Below are 25,530 nucleotides of genomic sequence, written 5' to 3' on the forward strand. Positions count from 1 at the left end.
CTCCTCTCCCGGTTACGACTGACTTAGCTTTGGCAGAGCGCCTCGATCACGGGGTCCTCCAACCCCACGGCAATCCACTCCGCCTGCGACGGATCGGCCAGCGCCACCTCACTCACATCGGCGCGCGCCGCCTTGGCGCAATCCACCAGTTGCGGGCGCATCATCGGCGCGGCCCAACGCCCAAAGAGATAAATATCCGCCAAGAGGATCTCAGGTGCCGCCGGATTGGTCTGCACCCCGGCGCGGTCCAGCACCATCATCCGCGTGACCTGCGGTACGATATAGCTCCACGGCTTCCACGGCTTGCTTTCTTCAACCGCGCTGACCACCTCGACACTGTCAGGCAGGGTGCTGAGCGTGCGGTTGGCCCAGGTGTATTCCGACCAGACCACATAGCACAGCATCGCGATCCCCGCCGCAAACGGCGCGGAGTAGCGCGGCAAACGGCCCCGGCTGAGATGCCCAAGGACCAGGGCAGTACCGGCAGCGCCGATGCCAACGGCGAAAGTGGCGATCAATTCCAAAAACATAAGTTATCCCGGTGCTCCTCTGGATTGTCCGATGGCGGATTGCATGGTCTTGACCACCATGAACGCATCCCGCAAGTGGTTGCGCTCAAGGTCCGACAGATCGGCAGGGGCCATGAAATTGTCCGGGGTGCGTCCGGCGCGAATGCGCGATGCCTGATGCCGCAGCCGAGTTTCCGCAATCAGATCGTAGGCATCCAGCAAATCGCGCGCGCCGCTCTCGGAAATCACGGCCCCGGCCCGCGCGCTCGTGATCCGTTCGCGTGTGCCCGCCACCTCCAGCGATCCCAACAGCGCATAAATCCGCCCCAGATCGACCACCGGCACCACGCCCGAATGCTTGAGGTCGATCGTGTTCTTGTGCTCGCCCGACCGGATCAGGGCAAAGCCGCGCAAAAGGCCCAGGGGCACCGTATGCTTGAGCGAATTGGACACCATATGCGCGACAAAGATCGAATTCTTGCGCGCACTTGCCAGCACTTCGGCCTGCAAATCGTCAAACAGCGCATTCTCCCCCGCAATCGCCCGCAGATCGAACATCACCGAGGCCAGCATCTGCGCCTCCGTGTCCGGCTGCGCGATCCAGCGCGCGAAATAGCTGCGCCATACCCGACGTGGCTGCCGCCAGCGCGGATTGGTCGCCATCATGTCGCCCGGACAATAGAAAAACCCGCAGGTGTTCAGCCCGTCGCTGACAAACTTGGCCAGCGCCGCGAAATAGGCGTCATGCTCCGGCTGGAAACTATCATCCAGGATCAGACAATTGTCCTGGTCGCTCACGCCGGTCTGTTCCCGCCGCCCCTGACTGCCGCAGGCCGCCCAGAGATAGGGCACAGGGGCCGGGCCAAGCTGCTGCTCCGCCAGCCGCAGTAACCGGCGGGTAATCGCGTCGGTAATATCGGTGATCCGCCGCGTGATCGACTGCGGCCGCACCCCGGCCTGCACCAGTTGCACCAACAGCATCGGCACCCGTTCCATGACATGCGCCATGTCCTCGGGCGTCTCGGCACTGGCAATATCGGCGACCATATGGCTCGCCGTGGCGGCCTGTTGACGGAACAGATCGGTCTTGCCGATCATTCCAAGAACACGCCCCCCCTGCGCCACCGGCAGGTGATTGACCTTTAGATCCGACAAGAGCATCAGCGCATCAAGACCCAACCGCCCGGGCTCGATTGTCACCGGGTCCCGCGTCATCACCTGCACGACCTTGATGTCACCGCCCAACCCTTCGGCCAGAACCTTGTTGGCCAGATCGCGCACCGTGATGATCCCCGCCAGGCGCGCGCCCTCCATCACCACCACGGAAGAAATCACATTGTCCCGCATGAGCCGCGCCACATCTTGGATCGTGGCCTCTGGTCCGCAGGTGATCGGCGTGGCGGTCATAAGGTCCGACACCTGAAGGGCTGTCAAACCCGTGGCATAGGGCCCGTCATCGCCCTGCGCCGTGGGCCGCGCACGGGCGAACCAACGCGCAATCTCGTCCGATTGCTCCATCAGGTCGAGAAACGACTCGCGCGGAATGACGATAAGATCAGAGGGCTCCGAGGCCCGCGCCGTCAAGAGCGCATTGCCATCACGCAAGAGCCCGCGCTCGCCCATGATGTCGCCCGGCCCTCGGTGCGACACCAGATCGGCATGCCCCGTCTCGATATCAAGCCCACCTGTCTCGACCACGTATAGCCCGGCCAGCGGCGCGCCTTTTTCAAACAGCACAGCGCCTTGCTCCAACACCACCCGCGCCAGCTTGGGCGCCAGTGCAGAGCGCAGAGCATGCGGCAAGCCGGAAAACGGCGCATGGCGTGTCAGGCTGTCAATGGGATCGGGTTTGACGTCGCTCATCGGGCGCGGCTCTCCTCGGATTTGGCGGGAAATCACCTAAAAGCACCCGGTTCCCGGAAATATCGGCAGGTGTCAGAGGGAACAGGGGCGGCACGTGCCGCCCCTGTCCATTGCTTGCTTAGTGATTCACAGCCGTGCCGGCACCGCGCGGAATACGCACGCTTTCGACCAGATCCTGAATCTCCTGCGGCGGTTCTGCCGTCATGCTCGACACGAGATAGGCAACTGCAAAGTTCAGCAGCGCGCCAATCGGGCCGAAATGGGTCGGCGGAATACCGAACAGGTATTGATCCGCAGTCAGCATGTTCGTGCCGGGGATAAAGAACCAACCCAGGTAGAGGAACAGGTAGAGCGTGGTCGAGATCAGACCGGCCAGCATACCCGCCGTCGCACCCGCAGAGTTGATGCGCTTCGAGAAGATGCCCATCATCAGCGTCGGGAAGAGCGACGCCGCCGCCAGACCGAACGCCAAGGCCACAACCTGCGCCGCAAAGCCCGGAGGGTTGAGGCCCAGATAGGTCGCCACCACGATCGCCACCGCCATCGAGACACGGGCAGCCAAAAGCTCGCCTTTTTCCGAGATATTGGGATTGATCGTCGATTTGATCAGGTCGTGGCTCACCGCCGAAGAGATGGCCAAGAGCAGACCCGCCGCCGTCGAGAGGGCCGCCGCGATACCACCTGCGGCGATCAGCGCGATCACCCAACCCGGCAGACCCGCGATCTCGGGGTTGGCCAACACGAGGATGTCACGGTTGAACGTCACAAGCTCGTTGCCCTGCCAGCCACGCTCGGCCGCCAGTGCGGTCATCGCTTCGGACTTGTCGTTGTAGTACTGGATCTTGCCGTCGCCGTTCTTGTCTTCCACAGCCAAGAGGCCGGTGGTCGACCAGGTGCGGAACCAATCGGGCAGATCGTCCACGGCCACAGCTTCGCCCTGAACGCCCTGCGGCCACATGGTGGTCATGATGTTCAGGCGCGCCATCGCACCCACAGCCGGTGCGGTGAGATACAGCAGCGCGATAAAGACCAGCGCCCAACCAGCAGACCAACGTGCGTCAGACACTTTGGGAACGGTGAAGAAGCGGATGATCACGTGCGGCAGACCGGCAGTACCGATCATCAGCGACAGGGTGAACAGCGCCATCAGCCAAGGGCTCGACCCCGAGGTATACTGGTTAAAGCCCAGATCGTTCAGCAGACCGTCCAGCGTGACCAGCAGATACTGACCCGACGCGGTATGCTCGGCGAACAGACCCATCTGCGGCAGAACCTTGCCCGTCAGTTGCAGCGAGATAAAGATCGCCGGAATGGTGTAGGCGATGATCAGAACGCAATACTGTGCCACCTGCGTATAGGTGATGCCTTTCATCCCGCCCAGAACGGCGTAAACGAAAACCACACCCGACGCGATCAACAGACCGGTGGTGTTGTCCACTTCGAGGAAACGCGAGAAGGCCACACCGGCACCCGCCATCTGACCGATCACATAGGTCACCGACATGGTGATGAGCGCGATCACGGCCACGACGCGCGCGGTCGGGCTATAGAACCGGTCGCCCACGAACTCGGGCACGGTGTATTTGCCGAACTTGCGCAGATAGGGCGCAAGCAGCATGGCCATGAGAACATAACCACCGGTCCAACCCATCAGGAAGGTCGAGTTGTTATAGCCCACAAAGGCGATGAGACCCGCCATCGAGATGAACGAGGCCGCCGACATCCAGTCCGCCGCCGTGGCCATCCCGTTGATGACCGGATTCACGCCGCGTCCAGCCGCGTAGAATTCAGCCGTAGATCCCGCCTTGGCCCAGATCGCGATACCGAAGTAAAGCACGAAGCTGAGACCAACGACGATGATATTGAGTGTTGTTTGATCCATTGTCCCTCCCCCTATTTATTCTTCACCGACGCCATGTTCGGCATCGAGTTTGTTCATCCGCCAGGCGTAGAAGAAGATCAGAACCAGAAAGACGATGATCGACCCTTGCTGCGCGAACCAGAATCCCAGGTCGGTGCCGCCAATGGCGATCCCCGACAGCATGGGCCGCAGCAAAATGCCAAAGCCAAACGAGGCAAAGAACCAGACCACCAGGCTCCATGTGATAAGACGCAGATTGGCCTTCCAATACGCGTTTGCTCTTTCTTGATCGGACAAAGCGTGCCCTCCCTTTTATAACGGCTTCCTCCAGACCGCGCCGGGACCATCCCGGCACGGGCACTCCTTTACGCGACCGCCTTGGCGACGATGGCGTTCAGCTCTCTTGCGACGGCCTCGATCTCGGCCATCGCATCGACGCGGGCCAGAACGCCGCGCGATTCGTAATAGGAAATCAGCGGCGCGGTCTGCGCGTGATAGGCGCGCAGCCGCTGTTCCACTGTCTCCGCATTGTCATCGGCGCGCCGCTTCATCTCGGTGCCGCCGCATTTGTCACAGGCACCGGGCTTGCTCGGCACCTTGAACGTGTCGTGATAGCCCTCGCCACAGCCGCCGCAGGTGTAGCGGCCCGAAATCCGCGTCACCATCGCCGCATCATCCACCTCCAGGCTGATCGCGGCGCGGATACCTTGCCCGATCTCGGCCAAGAGACCATCCAGCGCCTCGGCCTGCACCGTGGTGCGCGGAAACCCGTCGAGGATCACGCCCTTGGCACAGTCCGGCTCGGCCAGACGGTCGCGCAGAATGGCGATGACGATCTCGTCGGACACCAGATCGCCCGCCTCCATCACCGCCTTGGCCGCACGGCCCGCTTCAGTGCCCGCCGCCACAGCGGCGCGCAAGAGGTCCCCGGTCGACAGTTGCACAAGCCCGAATTGCTCCTCCAGCATGCGCGCTTGCGTGCCCTTGCCCGCGCCCGGCGGCCCCAAGAGAACCAGATTGGCGGCGTTGCGGGGTGTGTCGCTTCCGTCCATCATCATCCCCTCTCAGGCCTTGGTGCGATTGGCAATCAGCTCATCCACCACCGATGGATCGGCCAGTGTCGAGGTGTCCCCCAAGCTGTCAAAGTCATTCTCGGCAATCTTGCGCAGAATACGGCGCATGATCTTGCCCGAGCGGGTCTTGGGCAGGCCCGGCGCCCATTGAATGACGTCCGGCTTGGCAATCGGCCCGATTTCCTGACGCACCCAGTTGCCCAGTTCCGTGCGCAGCGCTTCGGTGGCCTCAACCCCGTCCATCAGCGTGACATAGCAATAGATGCCCTGCCCCTTGATGTCATGCGGATAGCCCACAACGGCGGCCTCGCTCACGGTGGCATGGGCGACCAGCGCCGATTCCACCTCGGCGGTGCCCATCCGGTGCCCCGAGACGTTGATCACGTCATCCACACGGCCCGTGATCCAGTAATCGCCATCCGCATCACGACGGCAGCCATCACCCGAGAAATAATAGCCTTTGAACATCTCGAAATAGGTCGAGACAAACCGGCTGTGATCGCCCCAGACGGTGCGCATCTGCCCCGGCCAGCTATCCTTGATCGCCAGCACACCCGAGGTTTCGCCCTCCAACTCGTTGCCCTGATCGTCCAGCACGATGGGCTGCACCCCAAAGAACGGCTTGGTGGCTGATCCGGGCTTGGGCGTGTCGATCACACCGGGCAGCGGCGTGATCAGGATGCCGCCGGTCTCGGTCTGCCACCATGTATCGACGATCGGGCATTTGCCCTTGCCGACGTTCTCATTGTACCAGTTCCACGCTTCGGGATTGATCGGCTCGCCGACCGAACCCAGGATACGCAGGCTGCTCAGATCGCTGCCCTCGACCGGGCCCGTGCCCTTGCCCATCAGCGCGCGAATGGCGGTGGGGGCGGTGTAGAACTGCGTGACCTTGTGACGCTCGCACACCTGCCAGAACCGGCCGGCATCCGGATAGGTCGGAACACCCTCGAACATCAGCGTGGTCGCGCCATTGGCCAGCGGTCCGTAAACGATATAGCTATGGCCCGTGACCCAGCCCACATCGGCCGTGCACCAGTAAATATCACCTTCGTGATAATCGAAAATGTACTCATGCGTCATCGACGCATAGGTCAGATAGCCGCCGGTGGTGTGAACGACGCCCTTGGGCATCCCGGTCGAGCCTGAGGTATAGAGAATGAACAGCGGGTCCTCCGCGTTCATTTCCTCGGGCGGGCAGTCGGCGCTGACCTTCTCGGCCTCTTCATGCCACCAGAAATCCAGATCGCGCCGCCAGGCGACCTGATCGCCGGTGCGTTGCACCACAAGGCACTTCACATCCGATGTATCATGCAACAGCGCCTGATTGACGTTGTCCTTGAGCTTGGTCTTGCGGCCACCGCGCGGCGCGTGGTCGGCGGTGATCACCACCTTGGCATCACAGCCGTTGATCCGCGCACCCAGCGCATCCGGGCTGAACCCGGCGAAAACGATCGAATGAATGGCCCCGATCCGCGCGCAGGCCAGCATCGCATAGGCGGCCTCGGGGATCATCGGCAGATAGATCACGACACGGTCGCCCTTGGCCACGCCCATGGACTTGAGCACATTGGCCATCTTGCAGGTCTGCGCGTGCAGTTCCTTGTAGGTGATGTGCTGCGGCTCATCATTGGGATCATCCGCTTCCCAGATGATCGCCGTCTGATCGCCACGGGTTGCCAGATGCCGGTCGATGCAGTTGGCCGACACGTTCAGCGTGCCATCCTCGAACCACTTGATCGACACATTGTCATATTCAAACGAGGTGTTCTTCACCTTGGTGTAGGGCTTGATCCAGTCCAGCCGCTTGCCATGCTCGCCCCAAAAGGCATCGGGGTTGCTGATCGAATCGGCATACATCCGCTCATACTTGGCCTGATCAATGTGAAATCCGGCTTTTTTCGCACCTGCGGTTGCGTTTGCGTCGCTCATGACTTGAAATCCTCCATCCCAGCGACCACCTGCTCCTCGTGACAGGCACTGCCGCATTCCTTGGCATACCCTAGCTGAAAATGCGCAGAAATTAACAAAATCCTGACAAACGCCCATAAGATCAGTGAATTTCTTGCATTAAAAAGAGCGAAACTTTGTAAATAAATTTTCACACGATGTTTTTCTGGCCTTTAGCCCTTCCTTAAACGACCCATGTGCTCAAAATTGCGACAGCCCCCTTCGCGAAACCCGCATACGCCCGGCGGGTGCGGCACTATGCCCCGCACCCGAATCGTATGACGCAGCGTCACGAATCGCAAAATCGATTCGCGCACGCCCCGCGCCTGCTCTACCCAGACGGGTCCGCGCGCGGCACCCGCTTTGGGGCTTGAACCCGCCGCCAAAGAGAACAAATGTGGACATTGATCCACCGGAGCGCCCCATGCCCTACGCCCATTCCGACAAGACCCCGGCCGTGCTCAGCCATCCCGCGCCGGACGTAAAGTCCCGCCCCAAGCTCGAGGGTGGCAAGCGGTTTGTGCTGGCGTCGGATTTTGAGCCGGCGGGCGATCAGCCCACCGCCATCGCGGAACTGTCCCAAGGCATCACCGAGGGAGAGCGCAATCAGGTGCTTTTGGGGGCCACAGGCACCGGCAAGACCTTTACCATGGCAAAAATCATCGAGGCGACGCAGCGCCCCGCCATCATCCTTGCCCCCAACAAGACGCTGGCCGCGCAGCTTTACGGGGAATTCAAGGGATTTTTCCCCGAAAACGCCGTCGAGTATTTCGTCAGCTACTACGACTATTATCAGCCCGAGGCCTATGTCGCCCGCTCCGACACCTACATCGAGAAGGAATCCCAGATCAACGAACAGATCGACCGGATGCGCCACTCCGCCACACGCGCGCTTCTGGAACGTGACGATGTGATCATCGTGGCCTCGGTCTCTTGCATCTACGGTATCGGCTCGGTCGAAACCTATGGGGCCATGACCCAGGATCTCAAACTCGGCGAGAGCTATGATCAGCGTGCCATCATGGCCGATCTCGTGGCGCAGCAATACCGCCGCAACGATCAGGCCTTTCAGCGTGGTTCATTCCGCGTGCGCGGCGACAGTCTGGAAATCTTTCCCGCCCACCTCGAAGACCGCGCGTGGCGCTTGTCCTTCTTTGGCGAAGAGCTCGAGGCGATCACCGAATTCGACCCCCTCACCGGCGAGAAAACCGACACGTTCGACAAAATCCGCATCTACGCCAATTCGCATTACGTGACACCCAAACCCACGATGCAACAGGCCATCATCGGCATCAAACGCGAATTGCGCACCCGCCTTGATCAGTTGGTCAACGAAGGCAAACTGCTCGAGGCGCAGCGTCTGGAGCAGCGCACCAACTTTGACCTCGAAATGCTCGAAGCGACGGGCGTCTGCAACGGGATCGAGAATTATTCCCGCTACCTCACGGGCCGCGCCCCCGGCGAACCGCCGCCCACGCTCTTTGAATTCATCCCTGACAATGCCATCGTCTTTGCCGATGAATCCCACGTTTCCGTGCCCCAGATCGGCGGCATGTACAAAGGCGACTACCGGCGCAAATTCACGCTCGCCGAACACGGCTTTCGCCTGCCCTCCTGCATGGACAACCGCCCGCTGAAGTTCGAGGAATGGGACGCCATGCGCCCGCAATCGGTCTTTGTCTCCGCCACCCCCGCGGCGTGGGAGATGGAGCAAACGGGCGGTGTCTTTACCGAACAGGTGATCCGCCCCACCGGCCTTCTTGACCCTCAGGTCGAAATCCGGCCCGTGGAAACCCAGGTCGATGACCTTCTGGACGAGGTGCGCCGCGTGGCCGCCGATGGCTACCGGGCGCTTGTCACCACGCTGACGAAACGCATGGCCGAGGATCTGACCGAATACATGCACGAACAGGGCATCCGTGTCCGCTATATGCACTCCGACATCGACACGATCGAGCGGATCGAAATCCTGCGCGACCTGCGGTTGGGCGCCTTCGACGTGCTGATCGGCATCAACCTGCTGCGCGAGGGGTTGGATATTCCCGAATGTGGCCTTGTCGCCATTCTCGATGCCGACAAAGAAGGCTTCCTGCGCTCGGAAACCTCGCTGATCCAGACCATCGGCCGTGCCGCCCGCAACGCCGAAGGCCGGGTGATCATGTATGCCGACCGCATCACCGGTTCGATGGAGCGCGCTCTGGCCGAGACGAACCGCCGCCGCGACAAGCAGATCGCCTATAATGAGGCGCATGGCATCACCCCCGCCACGGTGCGCAAGAATGTCGAGGATATTCTGGCCGGGCTCTACAAGGGCGATGTCGATATGGCCCGCGTGACCGCGACGGTCGACAAACCGCTGGCGGGCTCCAATCTCGCCGCCGTGCTCGACGGGCTGCGCGCCGACATGCGTAAAGCCGCCGAGAACCTCGAATTCGAAGAAGCCGCCCGCCTGCGCGACGAGGTCAAGCGGCTGGAGGCTGTGGATCTCGCAATCTCCGACGATCCCCTGGCCCGCCAATCCGCCGTCGAGGCCGCCAGCGCCGAGGCCGTCAAAGGACGGGGACGGTCCACTGCGGGCAGACCGGGACAAAGGGGCGGGAATGTGAAACGGCGGGGGCGGTAGCGCACCAACCTTAACGCCTCCTTAACCCCTCGTCCGGCATGCTCACGCCATGCAAAACCGCAACTCCCCCCTCTCGCCCGAGGTCTGGCTACATGACCTCTTCACGTCAAAATCGGTGCAGGAAGGTGCCGTGATCCGGCGCAAGGCCCGCGACATCGAACGTTTTGCGGGCATGTCGAATTTCCTGCGCGAAATTGACCGGCGGGGCTATCAGGCCGTTGAGAACTCTGGCCAGATCGTGATTTTCTGCAACCGCGCCCCAATCCGCTGGCTCACCGCCCCAAACCCGATTTCTTCAAAAGAAATCGGACCGAAATCTTTTCAAGATTTCGGCATCCGCACTCTGGGCTGAACCCCGCACATCCCCCTTGCCTTCCAGCAGGGGGAAGCTCCTATATCCCGATTGCGACCACAACCGAGGATAACCCCATGCGCCTTGCCCCCCTGACCGCCACGCTTCTGGCCCTCACCCTCTCGCCCGCTCTTGCCGACAGCCATGACCACAGCGGCCACGCCGCGCACATGTCCCACGACCTGCCCGCCTCGACCCGCGCCTATATGGCGGCGAACGCCGCCATGCACGGCGCGATGGACATGGAGTTTACTGGCGACGCAGACATTGATTTCCTGCGCGGCATGATCCCGCATCACGAGGGGGCGGTTGCCATGGCGCGGATCGTACTCGAGCACGGCAAGGACCCGGAGGTCCGTAAATTGGCCGAGAATGTGATCGCCGCGCAAGAGGCGGAAATCACCTGGATGCGCGCGCGTCTCACCGAACTGGGTCATTGATCCGCGGGGGGCTTGCCGCCCCCCACTTGGACTTCCCGCAATCTTGTACAAAATCCGCGTACAAAGCTTACAGAGCTTACACGCGGACGCTGCGGATCAGAGCTGTTCCATCACCGCATCCGAGGCCTCGAAATTGGTGGTGACGCGCTGCACGTCGTCATCATCCTCCAACGCCTCGATGAGCTTCATCAGCTTCTGCATGCTCTCAAGGTCCATTTCGGTCGTCGTGGTGGGTTTCCACACCAGCTTGGTCGATGTGCTCTCGCCCAAGGCGGCTTCCAGCGCCGTGGCCACCTCGCTCAAATCCGTATCCGCACACCAGATGGTGTGGCCGTCCTCACCAGATTCCACATCTTCTGCCCCCGCTTCCAGCGCGGCCATCATCACCGTATCGGCATCACCGACGCTCGCCGCATAGGTCACCTCGCCTTTGCGCTCGAACATAAACGCGACGCTGCCGGTCTCGCCCAGATTGCCGCCGTTCTTGGTAAAGGTCGAACGCACGTTCGACGCGGTGCGATTGCGGTTATCGGTCATCGCCTCGACGATGATCGCTACCCCATTGGGGCCGTACCCTTCATAGCGGATTTCTTCATAATCCTCCGCATCGCCCCCCATCGCTTTCTTGATGGCGCGTTCGATATTGTCCTTGGGCATGGATTGCGCCTTGGCTTCCTTGATGGCCAGACGCAGGCGCGGGTTTTTGTCAGGGTCGGGGTCGCCCATCTTGGCCGCGACCGTTATCTCTTTGGAAAACTTTGAAAAAAGTTTCGCGCGCACGGCGTCTTGGCGCCCTTTGCGGTGTTGAATATTCGCCCATTTGGAATGGCCGGCCATGGTGCCTTCTCCTGCATATCCGGGAATCTGCCGCCTTTTATACGCTTGCCGCACCTAGGGCAACGCCCCGCCCCGCCACGTCGTTGTTTGATTTATGTCAAGTTTTTTAGACACATTAAACTGTAATCTAAAAAGATACACAGGGAGTCCCGCCATGCGCATCGTCTTGATCCATCCCAATTACCACTCTGGCGGGGCCGAAATCGCCGGAAGCTGGCCCCCCGCTTGGGTGGCCTACCTGGCGGGCCACCTGCGCGATGCAGGCTATACCGATGTCACCTTTATCGACGCCATGACCAACAATCTCGAGGATGACGCCCTGCGCAGCCGTCTGCGCGATCTTAACCCAGATGTTGTGGGTGTCACCGCCATCACCCCCTCGATCTATGTTGCGGAAAACATTCTCAAACTCGCGCAAGAGGTGGTGCCCGGCGCGCTGCGGGTGCTGGGCGGCGTGCATGCGACCTTCATGTACAAACAGGTGCTGTCCGAGGCCCCTTGGGTCGATGTTATCGTGCGCGGCGAGGGAGAAGAGATTTTCCTCAACCTGATCCGCGCCGCCGACTCTGGTGATTGGCTAGAAAAGCGCAAATCCATCAAAGGCTTGGCCTATCTCAACGGCGACACGATCACCGCCACACCCGCAGCTTCGACCGTCAAGGACCTCGACGCCATCAACCCCGACTGGTCGCTCCTGGAATGGGAGAAATACATCTATGTGCCGCTTGGCAAACGCGTGGCCATCCCCAACATGGCGCGCGGCTGCCCGTTCACCTGCTCTTTCTGCAGCCAGTGGAAATTCTGGCGCGACTACCGCGTGCGCGACCCGAAAAAGGTGGTGGATGAAATCGAGAACCTTGTGAACAACCACGGCGTCGGCTTCTTCATCCTCGCGGACGAAGAACCCACTATAAACAAAAAGAAATTCGTGCAGTTCTGCGAAGAGCTCATCGCTCGCGACCTGCCGCGCCGCGTGCAATGGGGCATCAACACCCGCGTCACCGACATCTACCGCGACCGCGACCTGCTGAAATTCTATCGCAAGGCGGGCCTCGTGCATGTCAGTCTTGGCACCGAGGCAGCGGCCCAACTCAAGCTCGATCAATTCAACAAGGAAACCACCGTCGCCCAGAACAAGGAGGCGATCCAGCTTCTGCGCGAGGCGGATATCTTTACCGAGGCGCAGTTCATCGTCGGTCTCGACAACGAAACCCCCGAAACACTTGAGGAAACCTTTCAGATGGCCTGGGACTGGCAGCCGGACCTCGCCAATTGGGCGATGTATACGCCCTGGCCTTTTACGCCGCTGTTTCAGGAACTCCGCGATCAAGTCGAAGTCTTTGATTTCTCTAAATATAACTTTGTCACACCGATCATGAAACCAGCCTCGATGACGCGCGGCGAACTGCTTGACGGTGTTATGAAAAACTATCGCCGTTTCTACATGCGCAAGGCGCTCTTTCACTATCCGTGGCGCGGCACCGGCTATCGGCGGCGCTATCTCTTGGGCTGTCTCAAGGCGTTTCTCAAGGCGGGCTTTGCCCGCACCTTCTATGATCTCGGCAAGGCGGGGTATTGGGGGCCACAGACCAAGAACACCGTTCACTTCGATTTCGACGAAACCCGCACCATCGCAGAGGCACAGATGGAGGATTGGGAGGCCAGCGCCGACCGTGCCGCACGCGCGGCCGAACGCCGCGAGGCCGTGCGCGCCCAGATGAAGGACCGCGCCATCGACCGCAACGAAGGCTTCAAGATGCCCAATGGGGCCGAGGTCCGCGCCTGCGGCGGCAGCACGCAGCAGATGGATGCCTGACGGCAGTCATATAAGTGCCCGCATCGGCCCCAATTCGGTGCTGCAACTGGCCCCCGCGATGGACCACATCGCGGGAACGGGCGCACGCCGCGCCCTCTTCGCCCCCCTTGGCTTTGATCCTCTGCCCGATGCGACCTCGATGATCGACGAGGCGCGCGTCGCGACCCTGCACGGCGCGCTGCGCAGGCAACATCCTGAAAATGCGCGTGAAATTTTTGTCGCCGCGGGTCAGGGCACAGGCGATTATATCCTCGCGCATCGCATTCCACACGCGGCACAAACCCTGCTGCGTGCCCTGCCCGCGCGGGTCGCAGCGCCGATCCTGACGCGTGCCATCCTTGCTCATGGCTGGACATTTTGCGGCACGGGCACATTGTCTGCCAAATCCGGCCCTCCGGTGGTCTTTACCCTGTCCGATAATCCGATCATTCGAGGTGAATCCGCCCCGGCCCCCCTCTGCCATTGGCACGCCGCGGTATTCGAGCGCCTCTTTTCCCGGCTCGTCCACCCGCGCGCGCATGCAATCGAGAGTGCCTGCTGCGCCGCCGGTGCCGCGGCCTGCCGGTTCGAAATCGATTGGCGGCATTAACCTCAGAGCGGCCAGAGTAGCGGGATCAGCGCGCTCGCCAACAAACCGATGCTCAGGTTGAGCGGAATACCCACCCGCAGGAAATCGGTGAACTTATAGCCGCCGGGACCATAGACCAACGTATTGGTCTGATAGCCGATGGGCGTGGCAAAGCTTGCACTTGCTGACACCATCACCGCCACCACCAGCGGTCGCGCATCAATGCCCATGGCATCCGCCAACCCGATGGCAATCGGCGTGACCACCACAGCGACGGCATTGTTACTGATGAGTTCTGTCAGGAGCGAGGTTAAAAGGTAAATCGCCCAGACCACCATGAACCCCGGCAAAACCGACAACGCGGGTGCAATGCCGCCCACCATCAGCTCGACCGCGCCCGAGGTCTGCAAGGCAGCACCGATTGCCAGCATGGCAAAGATCAGCGCCAGTAACTGTCCGTCAATAAAGGAAAAAGCCTCATCTGCATCAATGCAGCGCGCCAGGAGCACCATCGCCACCGCGATCACCGCAAGCGCCAGAATGGGGGCCACGCCGAGCGCTGCAAGCACCACGATCCCGGCAAGCGCCATGACCGCCAGCGGCGCATGCCCACGGCGAAAGGCCCGTGCCGATGGGTGAGAGACATCGACCATCTCCATCTCGCGCGAGAGGCGCTGAATATCCTCGGGTGCCCCCTCCAGTAGCAGAGTATCACCCACCCGCACCACCAACTCGTCCAGTTGCCGCCCGATGTTCTGATTGCGGCGATGCACAGCCAGCGGATAGACACCGTAGCGCCGCCGCAATCGCAGCGCGCCCAACGATCGCCCTACCATCTTGCAGCCCGGCGTGATCAGCACTTCGACCGTTGTCGTCTCGACCGCCGAGACCTGATCGACCCGCTTGAGGCTCTTGTTGCGCTGCAGACTGAGCAACTCAGTCATCTGTGTCCGTAGAACCACCCGGTCGCCAACCTGCAAGGTGACATCCGCCAGATTGCGCCGCAGCGATTGATCGCCCCGGATCACATCGATCAACCGCACCCCTTCCCGCTTGAAGAGCTGCACGCCGGTCACGTCGCGGCCAATCAGGTTGCTCTCGGGGGGGATGACCGCCTCGGTAAAAAACTTCATCTTGGAACGGTCAGACAAGAGATCCGCCATACTGTCGCGCGCAGGCAAGAGGAAGGGACCGAAAAAGCGCAGATAGATCGCCCCCCAGATCACCAATACAATGCCGAGCGGCGTCACCTCAAAGATCGTGAATGGGGCCATGCCCGCTGAACGGGCCACGCCATCAACCAAGAGATTTGTCGAGGTGCCGATCAGCGTCGTGGTGCCTCCAAGGATCGCGGCGTAACTCAGCGGGATCAGCAGCTTGGAGGCAGGAATCTTGAGCGTACGCGCCAGTTGCACGAACACGGGGATCATCACGACGACCACCGGCGTATTGTTCATGAAGGCAGACCCGATCACCACCGAAAGGAGCAGCATCGCAATCGCAACGCGCGGATTATGCTTGGCCTGCTGGTCGGCCAGCGTTGTAAAGGCGTCAAGTGCGCCAGTGCGCACCAAGGCCCCCATTACGATGAACATCGCAGCAATGGTCCAAGGGGCGGGGTTGGAAAACACCTCTAGTGCCGCGCCATAGGGCAGCACGCCAAGCCCAAGCAACACCGCCACACCCGCAATCGCCACCACCTCAGTCGGATAGATTTCGCGCACGAAGAGAACAAACATCGCCGCAACGACCAGTAGTGTCAGCAGCGCCTGACCGGTCTGGGATACCCCGAGCATCTCAATCACTTAAACATACCCTTTCATGGCCCGCGCCAGTTTCCCCGATCCGTCGAGGGGCGGCAAGCGCCATGTGCACCACTGCGGCAAAGAAGGGAAAGGATGCGCCGCGCCGACCGCCTGTCGCAGGGTTTGTGCCACGTCTCGCCCTTCAGGGCCCCGACTGTTCCAAGCGCCCACCCTGGCGCACCATTTCAATCCGCGTGGCCCGCCCTGTGGCATCGTCGGTTTCGATGTAGACACCCGACACCGTAACCGCGCCCATGGCCGGGGTAAACCGATCCTTGGTCATACCGGTGACGAAGCGGCGCATCGGCTCGGTCTTGTCCATGCCGATCACGCTCAGGTAATCGCCGCACATGCCCGCATCGCCCTGAAACGCGGTGCCACCGGGCAGAATCTGGGCATCCGCCGTGGGAATATGGGTATGCGTGCCCACCACAAGGCTGGCGCGCCCGTCGCAGAAATGGCCCATCGCCATTTTCTCGGAGGTCGCCTCGCAGTGCACGTCGACCACCGTCGCCTGCACAGCGCCCCCAAGGGGATGAACCCGCAACACCGCATCGATCGCTGAAAATGGGTCATCATAGGCGCGGCGCATGAACACATTGCCCAGCACCTGCGCCACCAGCACCTTGCGCCCACGCCCGTCGGTAAACACCCGGTTCCCGCGCCCCGGCGCAGCCTTGGCATAGTTGAGCGGGCGGATCAGGCGTCCCTCACGTTCGACCGCCTGCATCATGTCCTTTTGGTCAAAGGCATGATCGCCCAAGGTCACGCAATCCGCCCCCGCCTCGAACAGGTCCTTGGCATGCGCCGCCGTAAGGCCCATCCCACCCGAGGCATTTTCGCCATTGACCACGACAAAATCCAGCTTCCACGCCTCGCGCAGCTTGGGAAGCCGTTCCGCCACCGCCGCACGCCCCGCGCGCCCCATCACATCACCGAGAAAGAGTATTTTCATGGGTATTGGTGTTAGGCCCCTGTCACGCCAAGGGCAAGGGCGAATAAAGTCCCTCAGCTTCCGCGATAGGTCGTGTAGCCATAGGGCGAGAGCAAGAGCGGCACATGGTAATGCATCTCCTCCGACAGGGTGAAGCGGATTGGGATGAGGTCGAGAAAGCCGGCGTCTTCTCCCGCCGCATGCAAGTAGTCGCCTGCATGAAACAACAACTCGTAGAGGCCGGGCGCATACTCTGCCTCGGGCAGAATGGGGGTATCGGTGCGCCCGTCCGCATTGGTGCGCATCTCACGCAACGACAGGGGGCCTGCCTCCGTGATCCGGCTCAGCCGGATCAAAAGCCCCGCCGCCGGACAGCCGCGCGCGGTATCCAGTACATGCGTGGTCAAATAGCCTGACATTTCGGGGGCTCCTTGCGTGACATGACGGGTGTTTTCTGTATCTCCTTACGGAACTGGACCAAGATCAACCCCAGAAATGCAGCAAGCCCATTGACCAAGGACCTGCCCGTGGCCCAAGACCGCCCCTCGCAAATGGATCGTAACCGGTTCGTCGCCCGCTTTGGTGGGGTGTTCGAACATTCACCATGGGTGGCCGAACGCGCCTTCGATCTCGGCATAACCCCCGCCCATGACAGCGCCACCGGCCTGCATGATGCCTTCTGCCGTGTCTTTCGCGCTGCGTCAGATGCAGAGCGGTTGACGGTGCTGCGCGCCCATCCTGACCTTGCAGGCAAACTGGCACAGGCGCGGCGGCTGACGCTCGACTCGACCCATGAGCAGGCAAGCGCCGGGCTTGACGCGCTGACCGATGCCGAGCGCGCGGCGTTCGAGCGCCTCAACGCAGCCTATACCGCGCGCCATGGCTTTCCCTTTATCATCGCGGTGCGGGATCACGACAAGGCGGGGATCAAGGCAGCGTTTACCCGCCGCCTGAACAACCACACCTTGACGGAACTGGATGAAGCCTGCCGACAGGTCGAGCGTATCGCGCTGTTGCGTCTGCAAGACATGCTGTCCTGAGTCGGTCAGCATTCATTCTGGCCTTGTGGATCAGCCGCCGCAAATCTCCTGAAGGCGCAGCCAGTCGGCATCGCTCAGCAAGGGCGGCGGCGGGGCTTTGTCGGCATAGGGATCGGCCTCGATCAATGCCACAGTGGTTTCGCCCGTGATGTCGACGGCATAGGCATAGGGCCGCGCGCGCACCTGCCAATGGGCGAACCCCGCCAACATCGTCTCTGGGGCCACAGCCTCGGGCGGATCGCGCATCAGGCTCTCGGCATGGGCGCGCAAGACGTCGTCGGGCAAGAGCCCGGTTGCCAACAATCGCAGCGTCGCCGACAGCCCGCCCTCTTCCAGGAGCTTGGACAGAGGGTCATGCGCCTCTGCGCGCAGATAGGCCGCGATGATATGCCCTGCCACAACATCCGGCTCGTCGTAATCCTCGACCAGATCGGTATTTATCAACACGGCCCCGCCGGGCAGACGCAAGGCCCCTTCGATACCGCCGCGCACAACCAGAAACTCTGCCGTGCTCCCCGCACGCGACGGCAGGCGGCGCGCCAACTGCGCGAGCGCCGTGGCACCGCCCGGCCCCTCGCAGATCGGCCCTGTCACCCGTTGCAGATGCCCCAGCAGCGCGCGACCAATCTCCGCGCGCTTGACCATGGGCACCACCTCCAACGCGTGTTGCCGCGCGGCCCCCGGCAGCCAAAAGAGCACCAGCGCCGCGACCGCCGCCACACTCGCCAGCATGCCAAACAACCTGAGCCGTCCCGGCTTGGGCCGTTGCCGCGCGACAGCGCCGCGCAACGTCTCGATTGCCGCGATCATCTCGGCCTCGTCCTCGGCCAGTTCCAACGTCTCGCCAGGATCGCCATCGGGATGATAGATGGCGGGGTTCTGCCCCGGATTGGTCCGCGCCACCGCCGCGATCGACCAATGAGCCTGCACCCGCTCGCGCATATCGGTGATGGTCAGCGTCGCCTCGCCGACAGAGACGATTACATCCACCCGCTGCGCGTCCGGATTGGCCCGCCAAAGGCCCGCCGCCTCAAGCCGCTGATATCTGGTCAGTGCCGTCTTTTTCATGTTCCGGGGGCTGCCTGCCTTTATTTCTGGCACGCTAGCACGCCGGGGCCAAGGCGGGCAATCGCAAGAGTGCGGCGTGAAGGTGCCGGATCGTGCGCGTCAGGCGGGTTGTTTGCTCACATGAGCGCCTGCAACTGCCTTGGAACCACCCGGCACTAAGGCCGCCCGCAAGAGACGCGGCACGCCATCCAGATCGAATTGGCGCAAGCCATATGCATGCGGGAAACGCCCCGCGGGACAATGCCCCAAACCGCGCCACGCGGCTGCGCGGCGCGCTCGGCCCGATGCTGCGCGCCATCGCGGCGCTTGATCTCTGCCGGTAACGGTCTTGCCATGGCAGAGCGGTTTGCATAGCCTCTGCAGGGGTATCCCACAGGGATGCCGGACAAAATACGGGGCATTCGAAAGACTGCGCCCTTGCCTAATCAGGGAGAAACAGATGCAACAGCTTGTCAGGGGCGCACGCGGCCTCATCGTAGGAGCGGCGTTGGTGGTCGGAATGGCCACGGGCGCGCTCGCGCAGGACCTCAAATTCTTTACCATCGGGACCGGCGGCACCGCCTATACCTACTATCCGGTGGGTGGGGTCATCGCCAACGCCATCTCAAACCCGCCCGGCTCGCGCCCCTGCGAAGAGGGCGGAAGCTGTGGCGTCGCGGGCCTCATCGCTTCTGCCGTGTCGTCGCGCGGATCGGTGGACAACGTCAACGCGATCATGTCGGGCCTGCGCAATTCGGGCTTTGCCCAATCTGACGTCGCCTATTGGGCCTATACCGGCACCGGCACGATGGCGGGCCAACCCCCTGCCGAGAAATTGCGCACCATCGCGGCACTCTTTGACGAACACATCCACCTTGTCGCTCTGGCCGACAGCGGCATCGAAAGCGTCAAGGATCTGGCGGGCAAGCGCGTCTCGCTCGATGAGCCGGGATCCGGCACCTATGTCGATGCAGGGCTCATCCTCGAGGCAAACGGCCTCTCGGTCGATGACGTGACCGCCGAGGCGCTCAAGGGCGATGCCGCCTCCGAGGCGCTGCGCAATGGCAAGATCGACGCCTTCTTTGTTGTCGCGGGCTATCCGGCAGGTTCCTTGGTGGAACTGGCCTCTGCCGCCGATATAAAGCTTGTGCCCATCTCGGGCGACGGCGCGGCGACGCTGACCGAGAAGTACAACTTTTTCTCGCAAAGCGCGATCCCAGAAGGCGTTTACGAAGGGGTTGGCGCCACAGAAACCGTGTCGGTGGGCGCACAGTGGTTCACCTCCGCCGATGAGGACGCCGAGCTGATCTACGAGATCACCAAGGCGCTCTGGAACGAAAACTCGCGCAAACTACTGGATGTCGGCCATGCCAAGGGTGCCACGATCACGCTTGAAACGGCGCTGAGTGGCGTGGGCGTGCCGCTCCACGACGGGGCCGAACGCTTTTACAAAGAGGCCGGGCTGATCAAGTGACCGGTTCCGCCTGACACCCAATCCCGGCCGCCGCACCCCGGTGGCCGGGATTTGCTTTTCCCTTTACCACGCAGGACAACCCCATGGCCGATCCCGAACTGACCGCCGAAGAGCTGCACGAGATCGAGCGGAAATACGATCCCGAACTGGCCTTTCGTCCGACTGGGCGCAGCATCGCCGTGCTGGTCTCGGTCTGCCTTGTCGCCATGTCGGCCTATCATTTCTACGCCTCGGGCTTTGGCCTTGTGCGCGAACTGCTGCATCGGGGAATTCACCTCTCTTTTGTTCTGGGCCTCGTCTTCCTGCTCTTTTCATGGCGGCGCAGCACCAGCACCACGCTGCCAGCGTCAGCTTGGTTTCGGCTCTCCGGTGTGCCCATTCTCGACCTTGTCTTTGCCATCATGGCGGTGGCGGCCGCGATGTATCTGCCTCTGCTGCCTCCTGCGGCGCTCTCGGTCCGGGTCGGCAACCCTTCGGAACTCGACATCCTCATGGGCACGGCGCTTTTTGTGCTGACCCTCGAAGCGACGCGGCGTTCGGTTGGTCCAACGCTGCCGATCATTGCCCTCATTTTTGTGGCCTTTGCCATTTTCGGCCCCTACGCTCCCGGCGCCCTGAAGCACGGCGGGGCCAGTTGGGGCGGGCTGATCAACCATCTCTACATGACCAACCAAGGCATCTACGGCATCGCCATCGGCGTCATGGCGCAATATGTGTTTCTATTTATCCTCTTTGGTGTATTGGCCACCCGCATCGGTCTGGGCCAGCTGTTCATCGACCTCGCCATGGTCATCGCGGGCCGCTACGCGGGCGGCCCGGCCAAGGTCGCTATCTTCTCCTCGGCCTTCATGGGGACCATCTCGGGCTCCTCCATCGCCAATACCGTGACCACCGGCGCGCTCACTATCCCGGCGATGAAACGAGTCGGCTATCCGCCGCATTTCGCCGGCGCGGTCGAGGCGACATCTTCGACCGGCGGCCAGATCACACCGCCGATTTTGGGCGCTGCGGCCTTTATCATGGTGGAATATTTGGAAATCCCGCTGCGCGACATTCTGGCGGCGGCGCTGTTCCCGGCCATGCTGCATTATTTTGGCATCTTCATCATGGTGCATTTGGAGGCGCGCAAGCTGGGCCTGCGCGGCCTCCGGGCGGATGAACTGCCACGCGCGGGTCTGGTATTGCGGCAGCACTGGCTGTCGATCATTCCGCTTGGCATCCTCGTTTACCTCATCCTCAGCGGCAAGACCCCCGATTTCGCCGCCGTCTACGGCATCATCGCTTGTGTCGTCGTCGGTTTTCTCAACCCGGTCAACCGCCTCACCCTGGGCGACCTATGGCAGGCCTTGGCGGACGGTGCGCGCAACACGCTGGCAGTGGGGGCCGCTGCCGCGACGGTGGGCGTGGTCGTTGGCGTTGTCACCCTGACCGGGGTGGGCTTTCGCCTGGGCTATGTGGTGGTGCAAACCGCGACCGACATGGGCGGCATGCTCAGCGAAATATGGCTCCTGAGTTATTTCACCCTGCAACAATGGGCGCTCTTCGTCTCGCTCGTGCTGATTGCGGTATCCTGCATCATCATGGGCGCAGGTATTCCTACGACCGCTACCTATATCATCCTTGTCGCGGTCGCAGCCCCTGCTCTTGCCCAGTTGCAGGTCGAGCCGCTGGTGGCGCATTTCTTCGTCTTTTATTACGGCGTTCTGGCTGACATCACGCCCCCCGTCGCGCTTGCGGCCTATGCGGCGGCCGGCATCGCCGGTGCAAATCCGTTTCGCACCGGGAACACCGCCTTTCGCCTCGGCATCGCCAAGGCGTTGGTGCCCTTCGTCTTTGTGTATTCCCCGGCCCTCCTGCTGGTGACGGACGGGTTCACATGGTCAGCCTTCACCATCACGCTCACAGGCGCGATGCTGGGCATCGGCGGGCTGGGCGCCGCGTTCTCAGGCTATCTCTTGGCACCGATGCGCAGGTGGGAGCGATGGGCGGTGGGGCTGACTTCGCTCCTCTTCATCGCGCCGGGGCTCACGACCATGGCAATCGGTCTCTTGCTCTGGTCGCCCATTCTCATCTTGCAATGGCGAAAGGCGCGGCGCGGTGGGGCTTTGCACAGATGAAACCCCCGCAAAACCCCTATGACGTGGACGGCTTTCACGCCGAGGCGATTGCCGCCGGACGGCACCGTGACGTGGTAGGCGGACGGTGGGAGGAAACCGGACGAGTGCAGATGGCCCTTCTGCGCGATGCAGGCCTCTTGCCGCATCATCACCTGCTGGACATCGGCGCGGGGTCGTTGCGGTTGGGATGCAAGGCGGTTTCTTACCTTGAACCGGGGCATTACTGGGCCACGGATGCTTCGCGCGCGCTGATGCTTGCAGGACATGCGGCAGAACTGAATGAGCCTGCCCGCCTCAACCCCGATCACCTGATCGAGGATGCGCGGTTCGACTATCCCGCTGTGCCGGGGTGCATCACCCATGCCATCGCCTTTGCGGTCTTTCCGCATCTGCCCATGGCGCATCTGCGTCGCGCGCTGACCAACCTGCGCCGTTTTGACCGGCTCGAGGTGTTTTTCTTTACCGTCTTTCTCGCTCCAAACGCTACAGAGGCAACCACCGCCTATCGACAGCCCGATGGGGTCGTCACCCACGACATTCGCCCACCTTATCACATTCTTTCCGAGGATGTGGACCACATCGCGCGGATAACCGGCTGGCAGGCGCTGCGCAGCCCCCTGCGCCTACCGCGCGGTCAGGTGCTCTACACCGCGCAGCCGCTTCGCTGAGCGACACGGCTGCATTTTCTTGCGGCATAATATTTTTGCATCTGCTAAGGTGCCGCAAACCCGAAAGAGGTCGGAATGAGCAGCAAGCCCGAAATGAACGATGCGCTGCGCGAACATATCATCGCGCAACCCGATCTGATCCTTGAAGATCAGGACCTGATGCGCGCGCTGATCGCGGCCAACGAGCGCGCCATGGGCGGGAATATCGTGGACCTGCGCGGCATCGCCATGGACCGGCTCGAGGCGCGGCTTGACCGGCTCGAGGACACGCATCGCTCGGTGATCGCGGCGGCCTATGAAAACCTTGCAGGCACCAATCAGGTGCATCGTGCGATTTTGCGCATGCTCGATCCCATCGAGTTTGAGACCTTCCTGCGGGATTTGGGGGGCGAGGTGGCGCATATCCTGCGGGTGGATGCCGTGCGATTGGTGCTTGAATCAGTGCAGAACGATAGTGATCCGGCCGTGCGCCGCCTGGGCGATGTGCTCTCTGTCGCGGAGCCCGGTTTCATCAAATCCTATCTCACCGGCACGCGCGACGTGCCTGCCCGCCAAGTAACCCTGCGCCAGATCGACGAGGGCGACATGCGCGTCTATGGCCGCGAGGCGCCCTATCTGCGCTCCGAGGCCTGTCTTTTGCTCGATTTTGGCGCGGACCGCCTGCCTGGCATGCTGGCCATGGGGGCCGAAGACCCGCATCAGTTCAGCCCGCAACAGGGGACTGATCTTTTGGCCTTTTTCGCAGGAGTCTTCGAGCGCACCATGCGCCGCTGGCTGTCATGATTTCAGAGGCCGCCCGCGACGCCCTGTCGGCGTGGCTGGCCACGCAGAAGGCCCTCAATGGGGCTGCCGCAAACACGATCGACGCCTACGCCCGTGATGTCGGTGATTTCCTGCGCTTCATCACGCAGCACTACGGCGAGACCCAGGGCCTGGGCGCGCTGTCACGCATCACCACCGCGGATATGCGTGCCTGGATGGCCCATACCCGAGGCGGCGATGTCGGACCCCGGTCCCTTGCGCGCAAACTCTCGGCGGTCAAGAGTTTCTACCGCTGGCTGTCCGAGCGCGAAGGCTTCGAGCCGACTGCCGTGCTCTCCACCCGGTCCCCCAAGTTCCAACGCAAGCTGCCCCGCCCCCTCTCGCCCGAGGCGGCATCGGAGATGATCGAGACGCTCGACGCACAGAGCCTCACGCCCTGGATCGCCGCGCGGGATCAGGCGGTCGTCACCCTGCTCTATGGCTGCGGGTTGCGCATTTCCGAGGCTCTCAGCCTGACCGGGTCCGATCTGCCACTTGGTCCGGTCCTGCGCATCATCGGCAAGGGCGGCAAGGAACGGCTGGTGCCGGTGATCGAGCCAGCCCGCGCGGCGGTGACGCAGTATGCCCGCCTTTGCCCCTATGACATCTCCCGCAACGGCCCGCTTTTCCTGGGGGCACGCGGCGGCGCACTCAGCCCGCGCCTGATCCAGAAGGTGATGGAGAAGGCGCGCGCGCAGCTTGGTCTGCCTGCGACGGCCACCCCACATGCCATGCGCCATAGCTTTGCCACGCATCTGTTGAACGCAGGCGGCGACCTGCGCGCCATTCAGGAGCTTCTGGGTCATGCGTCGCTCTCGACCACGCAGGCCTATACAGGCGTTGATACCGCGCGACTGATGGAGGTCTATGCCCGCGCCCATCCGCAAGGGGGCGGATAACGCGCGTCAAGAGGTCTGCGTCAGTATCCGTATTTGGCGATACTCTCGCCCTCGGCCCGGTTCATCACCACACCCAAGAGCGGCGTATCGGTGCCGAACCGTGCCTTGACGTCGCGGATATGCTGTGCGGTCGTGCGCCCACCGCCGACCACAATCAACACACCGTCGAATTGAGGGCGGAACCCAAGTACATCGTCGTAATAAAGCGCGGGCGGCATATCGAAAATCACCACATCCGGAGCAAGGCGGCAGTAGAGATCCTGCAAGACCTCGCCCGTCTCGGGCGCGTGCAGGATTTCGGCAGCATAGGGCTCTGCCCGGTCGTTGAGGCCCATGGCCAAGGTCTGACCGATATTGAGCGCGTTATCCTCGGGACAGGTCAGGAAGCGCTGGAGGGGAATATCGCCACTCAGAAAGCCCGCCATGCGACCGGGGTCAGGCTGGCCCAGGGTATGCGCCAGAGAGGGGCGGCGCAGGTCCATGTCCATCAGCACGGTACGCACACTCGATTGCCGTGACAGGCTGATCGCGAGATTAGCCGCCACAAAGGATTTACCGCAATCGGGCGTGGGCGAGGTGATCGCCACCCGGTGCCAGCCATGTGTGCGCAGCGCCGCCAAGAGCTTGGTACGCAGAACGTCGAAGGCCACATGTGCCGGGTCCTCGCGCGTGGCGGAAATGAGCCGGTGCTTGGCCAGATGCTTGGGGTCAAGCACGACCCGGCGCAGCGCAGGCCAGAGTAACGGCGTGGGCGCGGGAATAGGGTCTGGTGCAGCCTCCAACGGGACGGGGGCAATCGGCTCAGGCTCAGGCTCAGGCTCAGGCTCAGGCTCAGGCTCAGGCTCAGGCTCAG

Annotated in this window: 22 protein-coding genes and 1 pseudogene; 11 read left to right on the plus strand and 12 right to left on the minus strand. The window is 62.2% G+C overall.

Annotated features, from left to right (window positions below; all coding sequences use genetic code 11):
• Positions 1 to 23 precede the first annotated feature (23 nt).
• From AACZ65_RS01640 to acs, 6 genes are all read right to left on the minus strand, one after another.
• Positions 24 to 530: a hypothetical protein gene (locus AACZ65_RS01640; RefSeq protein ID WP_339667608.1), complete on the minus strand. Its 507-nt coding sequence runs from the start codon at positions 528 to 530 to the stop codon at positions 24 to 26.
• Positions 531 to 533: 3 nt separating this feature from the next.
• A complete protein-coding gene (locus AACZ65_RS01645; RefSeq protein ID WP_339667609.1) occupies positions 534 to 2,372 on the minus strand; it encodes a DUF294 nucleotidyltransferase-like domain-containing protein in 1,839 nt (612 codons plus the stop codon).
• A gap of 118 nt (positions 2,373 to 2,490) precedes the next feature.
• Entirely contained in the window at positions 2,491 to 4,254 is a 1,764-nt protein-coding gene (locus AACZ65_RS01650; RefSeq protein ID WP_339667610.1) for a sodium:solute symporter family protein, read from the minus strand.
• A gap of 15 nt (positions 4,255 to 4,269) precedes the next feature.
• Positions 4,270 to 4,530 carry a DUF4212 domain-containing protein gene (locus AACZ65_RS01655; protein ID WP_037274227.1) on the minus strand — a complete coding sequence of 87 codons (261 nt, stop codon included), beginning with the start codon at positions 4,528 to 4,530 and terminating at the stop codon, positions 4,270 to 4,272.
• Between the two features lie 68 nt (positions 4,531 to 4,598).
• On the minus strand, positions 4,599 to 5,285 hold the full coding sequence (locus AACZ65_RS01660) for an adenylate kinase (protein ID WP_037274576.1): 687 nt from the start codon (positions 5,283 to 5,285) through the stop codon (positions 4,599 to 4,601).
• A 12-nt stretch (positions 5,286 to 5,297) separates the two neighbouring features.
• Positions 5,298 to 7,238 carry an acetate--CoA ligase gene (gene acs / locus AACZ65_RS01665; RefSeq protein WP_339667611.1) on the minus strand — a complete coding sequence of 647 codons (1,941 nt, stop codon included), beginning with the start codon at positions 7,236 to 7,238 and terminating at the stop codon, positions 5,298 to 5,300.
• A gap of 442 nt (positions 7,239 to 7,680) precedes the next feature.
• Here acs and uvrB point away from each other — a divergent pair, with 442 nt between their 5' ends.
• The 3 genes from uvrB (at position 7,681) to AACZ65_RS01680 (ending at position 10,671) form a co-directional block, all read left to right on the plus strand.
• Positions 7,681 to 9,879 carry an excinuclease ABC subunit UvrB gene (gene uvrB / locus AACZ65_RS01670; protein WP_339667612.1) on the plus strand — a complete coding sequence of 733 codons (2,199 nt, stop codon included), beginning with the start codon at positions 7,681 to 7,683 and terminating at the stop codon, positions 9,877 to 9,879.
• A 49-nt stretch (positions 9,880 to 9,928) separates the two neighbouring features.
• Positions 9,929 to 10,231, plus strand: coding sequence for an aspartate aminotransferase (locus AACZ65_RS01675; protein ID WP_339667613.1), 303 nt, complete (start codon positions 9,929 to 9,931; stop codon positions 10,229 to 10,231).
• Between the two features lie 77 nt (positions 10,232 to 10,308).
• Positions 10,309 to 10,671 carry a DUF305 domain-containing protein gene (locus AACZ65_RS01680; protein WP_339667614.1) on the plus strand — a complete coding sequence of 121 codons (363 nt, stop codon included), beginning with the start codon at positions 10,309 to 10,311 and terminating at the stop codon, positions 10,669 to 10,671.
• Positions 10,672 to 10,767: 96 nt separating this feature from the next.
• Here AACZ65_RS01680 and AACZ65_RS01685 read toward each other — a convergent pair whose 3' ends face one another.
• Positions 10,768 to 11,508, minus strand: a complete 741-nt coding sequence (locus tag AACZ65_RS01685; RefSeq protein ID WP_037274242.1) for a YebC/PmpR family DNA-binding transcriptional regulator — start codon at positions 11,506 to 11,508, stop codon at positions 10,768 to 10,770.
• Positions 11,509 to 11,662: 154 nt separating this feature from the next.
• Here AACZ65_RS01685 and bchE point away from each other — a divergent pair, with 154 nt between their 5' ends.
• Positions 11,663 to 13,324, plus strand: a complete 1,662-nt coding sequence (bchE, locus tag AACZ65_RS01690) for a magnesium-protoporphyrin IX monomethyl ester anaerobic oxidative cyclase (protein ID WP_339667616.1) — start codon at positions 11,663 to 11,665, stop codon at positions 13,322 to 13,324.
• Entirely contained in the window at positions 13,317 to 13,913 is a 597-nt protein-coding gene (gene bchJ, locus AACZ65_RS01695) for a bacteriochlorophyll 4-vinyl reductase (RefSeq protein ID WP_339667617.1), read from the plus strand. Before bchE ends, bchJ begins: the two co-directional genes overlap by 8 nt.
• Positions 13,914 to 13,915: 2 nt before the next feature.
• On the opposite strand, the gene AACZ65_RS01700 is transcribed toward bchJ, so the two are convergent.
• The 3 genes from AACZ65_RS01700 to uraH form a co-directional block, all read right to left on the minus strand.
• Positions 13,916 to 15,688: an SLC13 family permease gene (locus AACZ65_RS01700; RefSeq protein WP_339667632.1), complete on the minus strand. Its 1,773-nt coding sequence runs from the start codon at positions 15,686 to 15,688 to the stop codon at positions 13,916 to 13,918.
• A 151-nt stretch (positions 15,689 to 15,839) separates the two neighbouring features.
• Positions 15,840 to 16,652 carry a TIGR00282 family metallophosphoesterase gene (locus AACZ65_RS01705; protein WP_037274252.1) on the minus strand — a complete coding sequence of 271 codons (813 nt, stop codon included), beginning with the start codon at positions 16,650 to 16,652 and terminating at the stop codon, positions 15,840 to 15,842.
• Between the two features lie 53 nt (positions 16,653 to 16,705).
• Positions 16,706 to 17,050: a hydroxyisourate hydrolase gene (uraH, locus tag AACZ65_RS01710; RefSeq protein ID WP_339667618.1), complete on the minus strand. Its 345-nt coding sequence runs from the start codon at positions 17,048 to 17,050 to the stop codon at positions 16,706 to 16,708.
• 114 nt (positions 17,051 to 17,164) lie between these two features.
• Between uraH and uraD the strand changes: the two are divergent.
• Positions 17,165 to 17,671 (plus strand): annotated as a pseudogene (gene uraD / locus AACZ65_RS01715) (2-oxo-4-hydroxy-4-carboxy-5-ureidoimidazoline decarboxylase); the annotation flags it as partial.
• Between the two features lie 30 nt (positions 17,672 to 17,701).
• Here uraD and AACZ65_RS01720 read toward each other — a convergent pair.
• Complete coding sequence (locus AACZ65_RS01720; RefSeq protein WP_339667619.1) at positions 17,702 to 18,739, minus strand: hypothetical protein; 1,038 nt, start codon at positions 18,737 to 18,739, stop codon at positions 17,702 to 17,704.
• Positions 18,740 to 19,178: 439 nt separating this feature from the next.
• Between AACZ65_RS01720 and AACZ65_RS01725 the strand changes: the two genes are divergently transcribed.
• From AACZ65_RS01725 to AACZ65_RS01745, 5 genes are all read left to right on the plus strand, one after another.
• The gene (locus AACZ65_RS01725; protein WP_339667620.1) at positions 19,179 to 20,192 is read left to right on the plus strand and encodes a TAXI family TRAP transporter solute-binding subunit; all 1,014 of its coding nucleotides are present in this window, start codon (positions 19,179 to 19,181) and stop codon (positions 20,190 to 20,192) included.
• Between the two features lie 83 nt (positions 20,193 to 20,275).
• Positions 20,276 to 22,309 (plus strand): TRAP transporter permease, encoded by a 2,034-nt coding sequence (locus AACZ65_RS01730; protein WP_339667621.1) that lies wholly within the window; start codon positions 20,276 to 20,278, stop codon positions 22,307 to 22,309.
• Positions 22,306 to 22,977, plus strand: coding sequence for a class I SAM-dependent methyltransferase (locus AACZ65_RS01735; RefSeq protein ID WP_339667622.1), 672 nt, complete (start codon positions 22,306 to 22,308; stop codon positions 22,975 to 22,977). Before AACZ65_RS01730 ends, AACZ65_RS01735 begins: the two co-directional genes overlap by 4 nt.
• 75 nt (positions 22,978 to 23,052) lie before the next feature.
• The gene (locus tag AACZ65_RS01740; protein WP_339667623.1) at positions 23,053 to 23,760 is read left to right on the plus strand and encodes a DUF484 family protein; all 708 of its coding nucleotides are present in this window, start codon (positions 23,053 to 23,055) and stop codon (positions 23,758 to 23,760) included.
• Positions 23,757 to 24,677 (plus strand): tyrosine recombinase XerC, encoded by a 921-nt coding sequence (locus tag AACZ65_RS01745; protein WP_339667624.1) that lies wholly within the window; start codon positions 23,757 to 23,759, stop codon positions 24,675 to 24,677. The genes AACZ65_RS01740 and AACZ65_RS01745 overlap by 4 nt, the downstream gene beginning before the upstream one ends.
• Before the next feature lie 20 nt (positions 24,678 to 24,697).
• Here the strand turns inward: AACZ65_RS01745 and AACZ65_RS01750 are convergent.
• Positions 24,698 to 25,530 (minus strand): CpsD/CapB family tyrosine-protein kinase (locus AACZ65_RS01750; protein WP_339667625.1); only part of this gene is annotated, 833 nt, incomplete at its 5' end.

The organism is uncultured Roseovarius sp. (assembly GCF_963972555.1).
GTDB classification, from domain to species: domain Bacteria; phylum Pseudomonadota; class Alphaproteobacteria; order Rhodobacterales; family Rhodobacteraceae; genus Roseovarius; species Roseovarius mucosus.

What these genes read in the sequence shown, in the direction of transcription:
- AACZ65_RS01640 (WP_339667608.1), bottom strand. Translation starts at nt 530, where the DNA reads ATGTTTTTGGAATTGATCGCCACTTTCGCCGTTGGCATCGGCGCTGCC.
- uvrB (WP_339667612.1), top strand. Translation starts at nt 7,681, where the DNA reads ATGCCCTACGCCCATTCCGACAAGACCCCGGCCGTGCTCAGCCATCCC.
- AACZ65_RS01730 (WP_339667621.1), top strand. Translation starts at nt 20,276, where the DNA reads ATGGCCGATCCCGAACTGACCGCCGAAGAGCTGCACGAGATCGAGCGG.
- AACZ65_RS01660 (WP_037274576.1), bottom strand. Translation starts at nt 5,285, where the DNA reads ATGGACGGAAGCGACACACCCCGCAACGCCGCCAATCTGGTTCTCTTG.
- AACZ65_RS01735 (WP_339667622.1), top strand. Translation starts at nt 22,306, where the DNA reads ATGAAACCCCCGCAAAACCCCTATGACGTGGACGGCTTTCACGCCGAG.
- uraH (WP_339667618.1), bottom strand. Translation starts at nt 17,050, where the DNA reads ATGTCAGGCTATTTGACCACGCATGTACTGGATACCGCGCGCGGCTGT.
- AACZ65_RS01725 (WP_339667620.1), top strand. Translation starts at nt 19,179, where the DNA reads ATGCAACAGCTTGTCAGGGGCGCACGCGGCCTCATCGTAGGAGCGGCG.
- AACZ65_RS01740 (WP_339667623.1), top strand. Translation starts at nt 23,053, where the DNA reads ATGAGCAGCAAGCCCGAAATGAACGATGCGCTGCGCGAACATATCATC.
- acs (WP_339667611.1), bottom strand. Translation starts at nt 7,238, where the DNA reads ATGAGCGACGCAAACGCAACCGCAGGTGCGAAAAAAGCCGGATTTCAC.
- bchE (WP_339667616.1), top strand. Translation starts at nt 11,663, where the DNA reads ATGCGCATCGTCTTGATCCATCCCAATTACCACTCTGGCGGGGCCGAA.
- AACZ65_RS01705 (WP_037274252.1), bottom strand. Translation starts at nt 16,652, where the DNA reads ATGAAAATACTCTTTCTCGGTGATGTGATGGGGCGCGCGGGGCGTGCG.
- AACZ65_RS01680 (WP_339667614.1), top strand. Translation starts at nt 10,309, where the DNA reads ATGCGCCTTGCCCCCCTGACCGCCACGCTTCTGGCCCTCACCCTCTCG.
- AACZ65_RS01650 (WP_339667610.1), bottom strand. Translation starts at nt 4,254, where the DNA reads ATGGATCAAACAACACTCAATATCATCGTCGTTGGTCTCAGCTTCGTG.
- AACZ65_RS01720 (WP_339667619.1), bottom strand. Translation starts at nt 18,739, where the DNA reads ATGAAAAAGACGGCACTGACCAGATATCAGCGGCTTGAGGCGGCGGGC.
- AACZ65_RS01645 (WP_339667609.1), bottom strand. Translation starts at nt 2,372, where the DNA reads ATGAGCGACGTCAAACCCGATCCCATTGACAGCCTGACACGCCATGCG.
- bchJ (WP_339667617.1), top strand. Translation starts at nt 13,317, where the DNA reads ATGCCTGACGGCAGTCATATAAGTGCCCGCATCGGCCCCAATTCGGTG.
- AACZ65_RS01745 (WP_339667624.1), top strand. Translation starts at nt 23,757, where the DNA reads ATGATTTCAGAGGCCGCCCGCGACGCCCTGTCGGCGTGGCTGGCCACG.
- AACZ65_RS01685 (WP_037274242.1), bottom strand. Translation starts at nt 11,508, where the DNA reads ATGGCCGGCCATTCCAAATGGGCGAATATTCAACACCGCAAAGGGCGC.
- AACZ65_RS01675 (WP_339667613.1), top strand. Translation starts at nt 9,929, where the DNA reads ATGCAAAACCGCAACTCCCCCCTCTCGCCCGAGGTCTGGCTACATGAC.
- AACZ65_RS01700 (WP_339667632.1), bottom strand. Translation starts at nt 15,688, where the DNA reads ATGCTCGGGGTATCCCAGACCGGTCAGGCGCTGCTGACACTACTGGTC.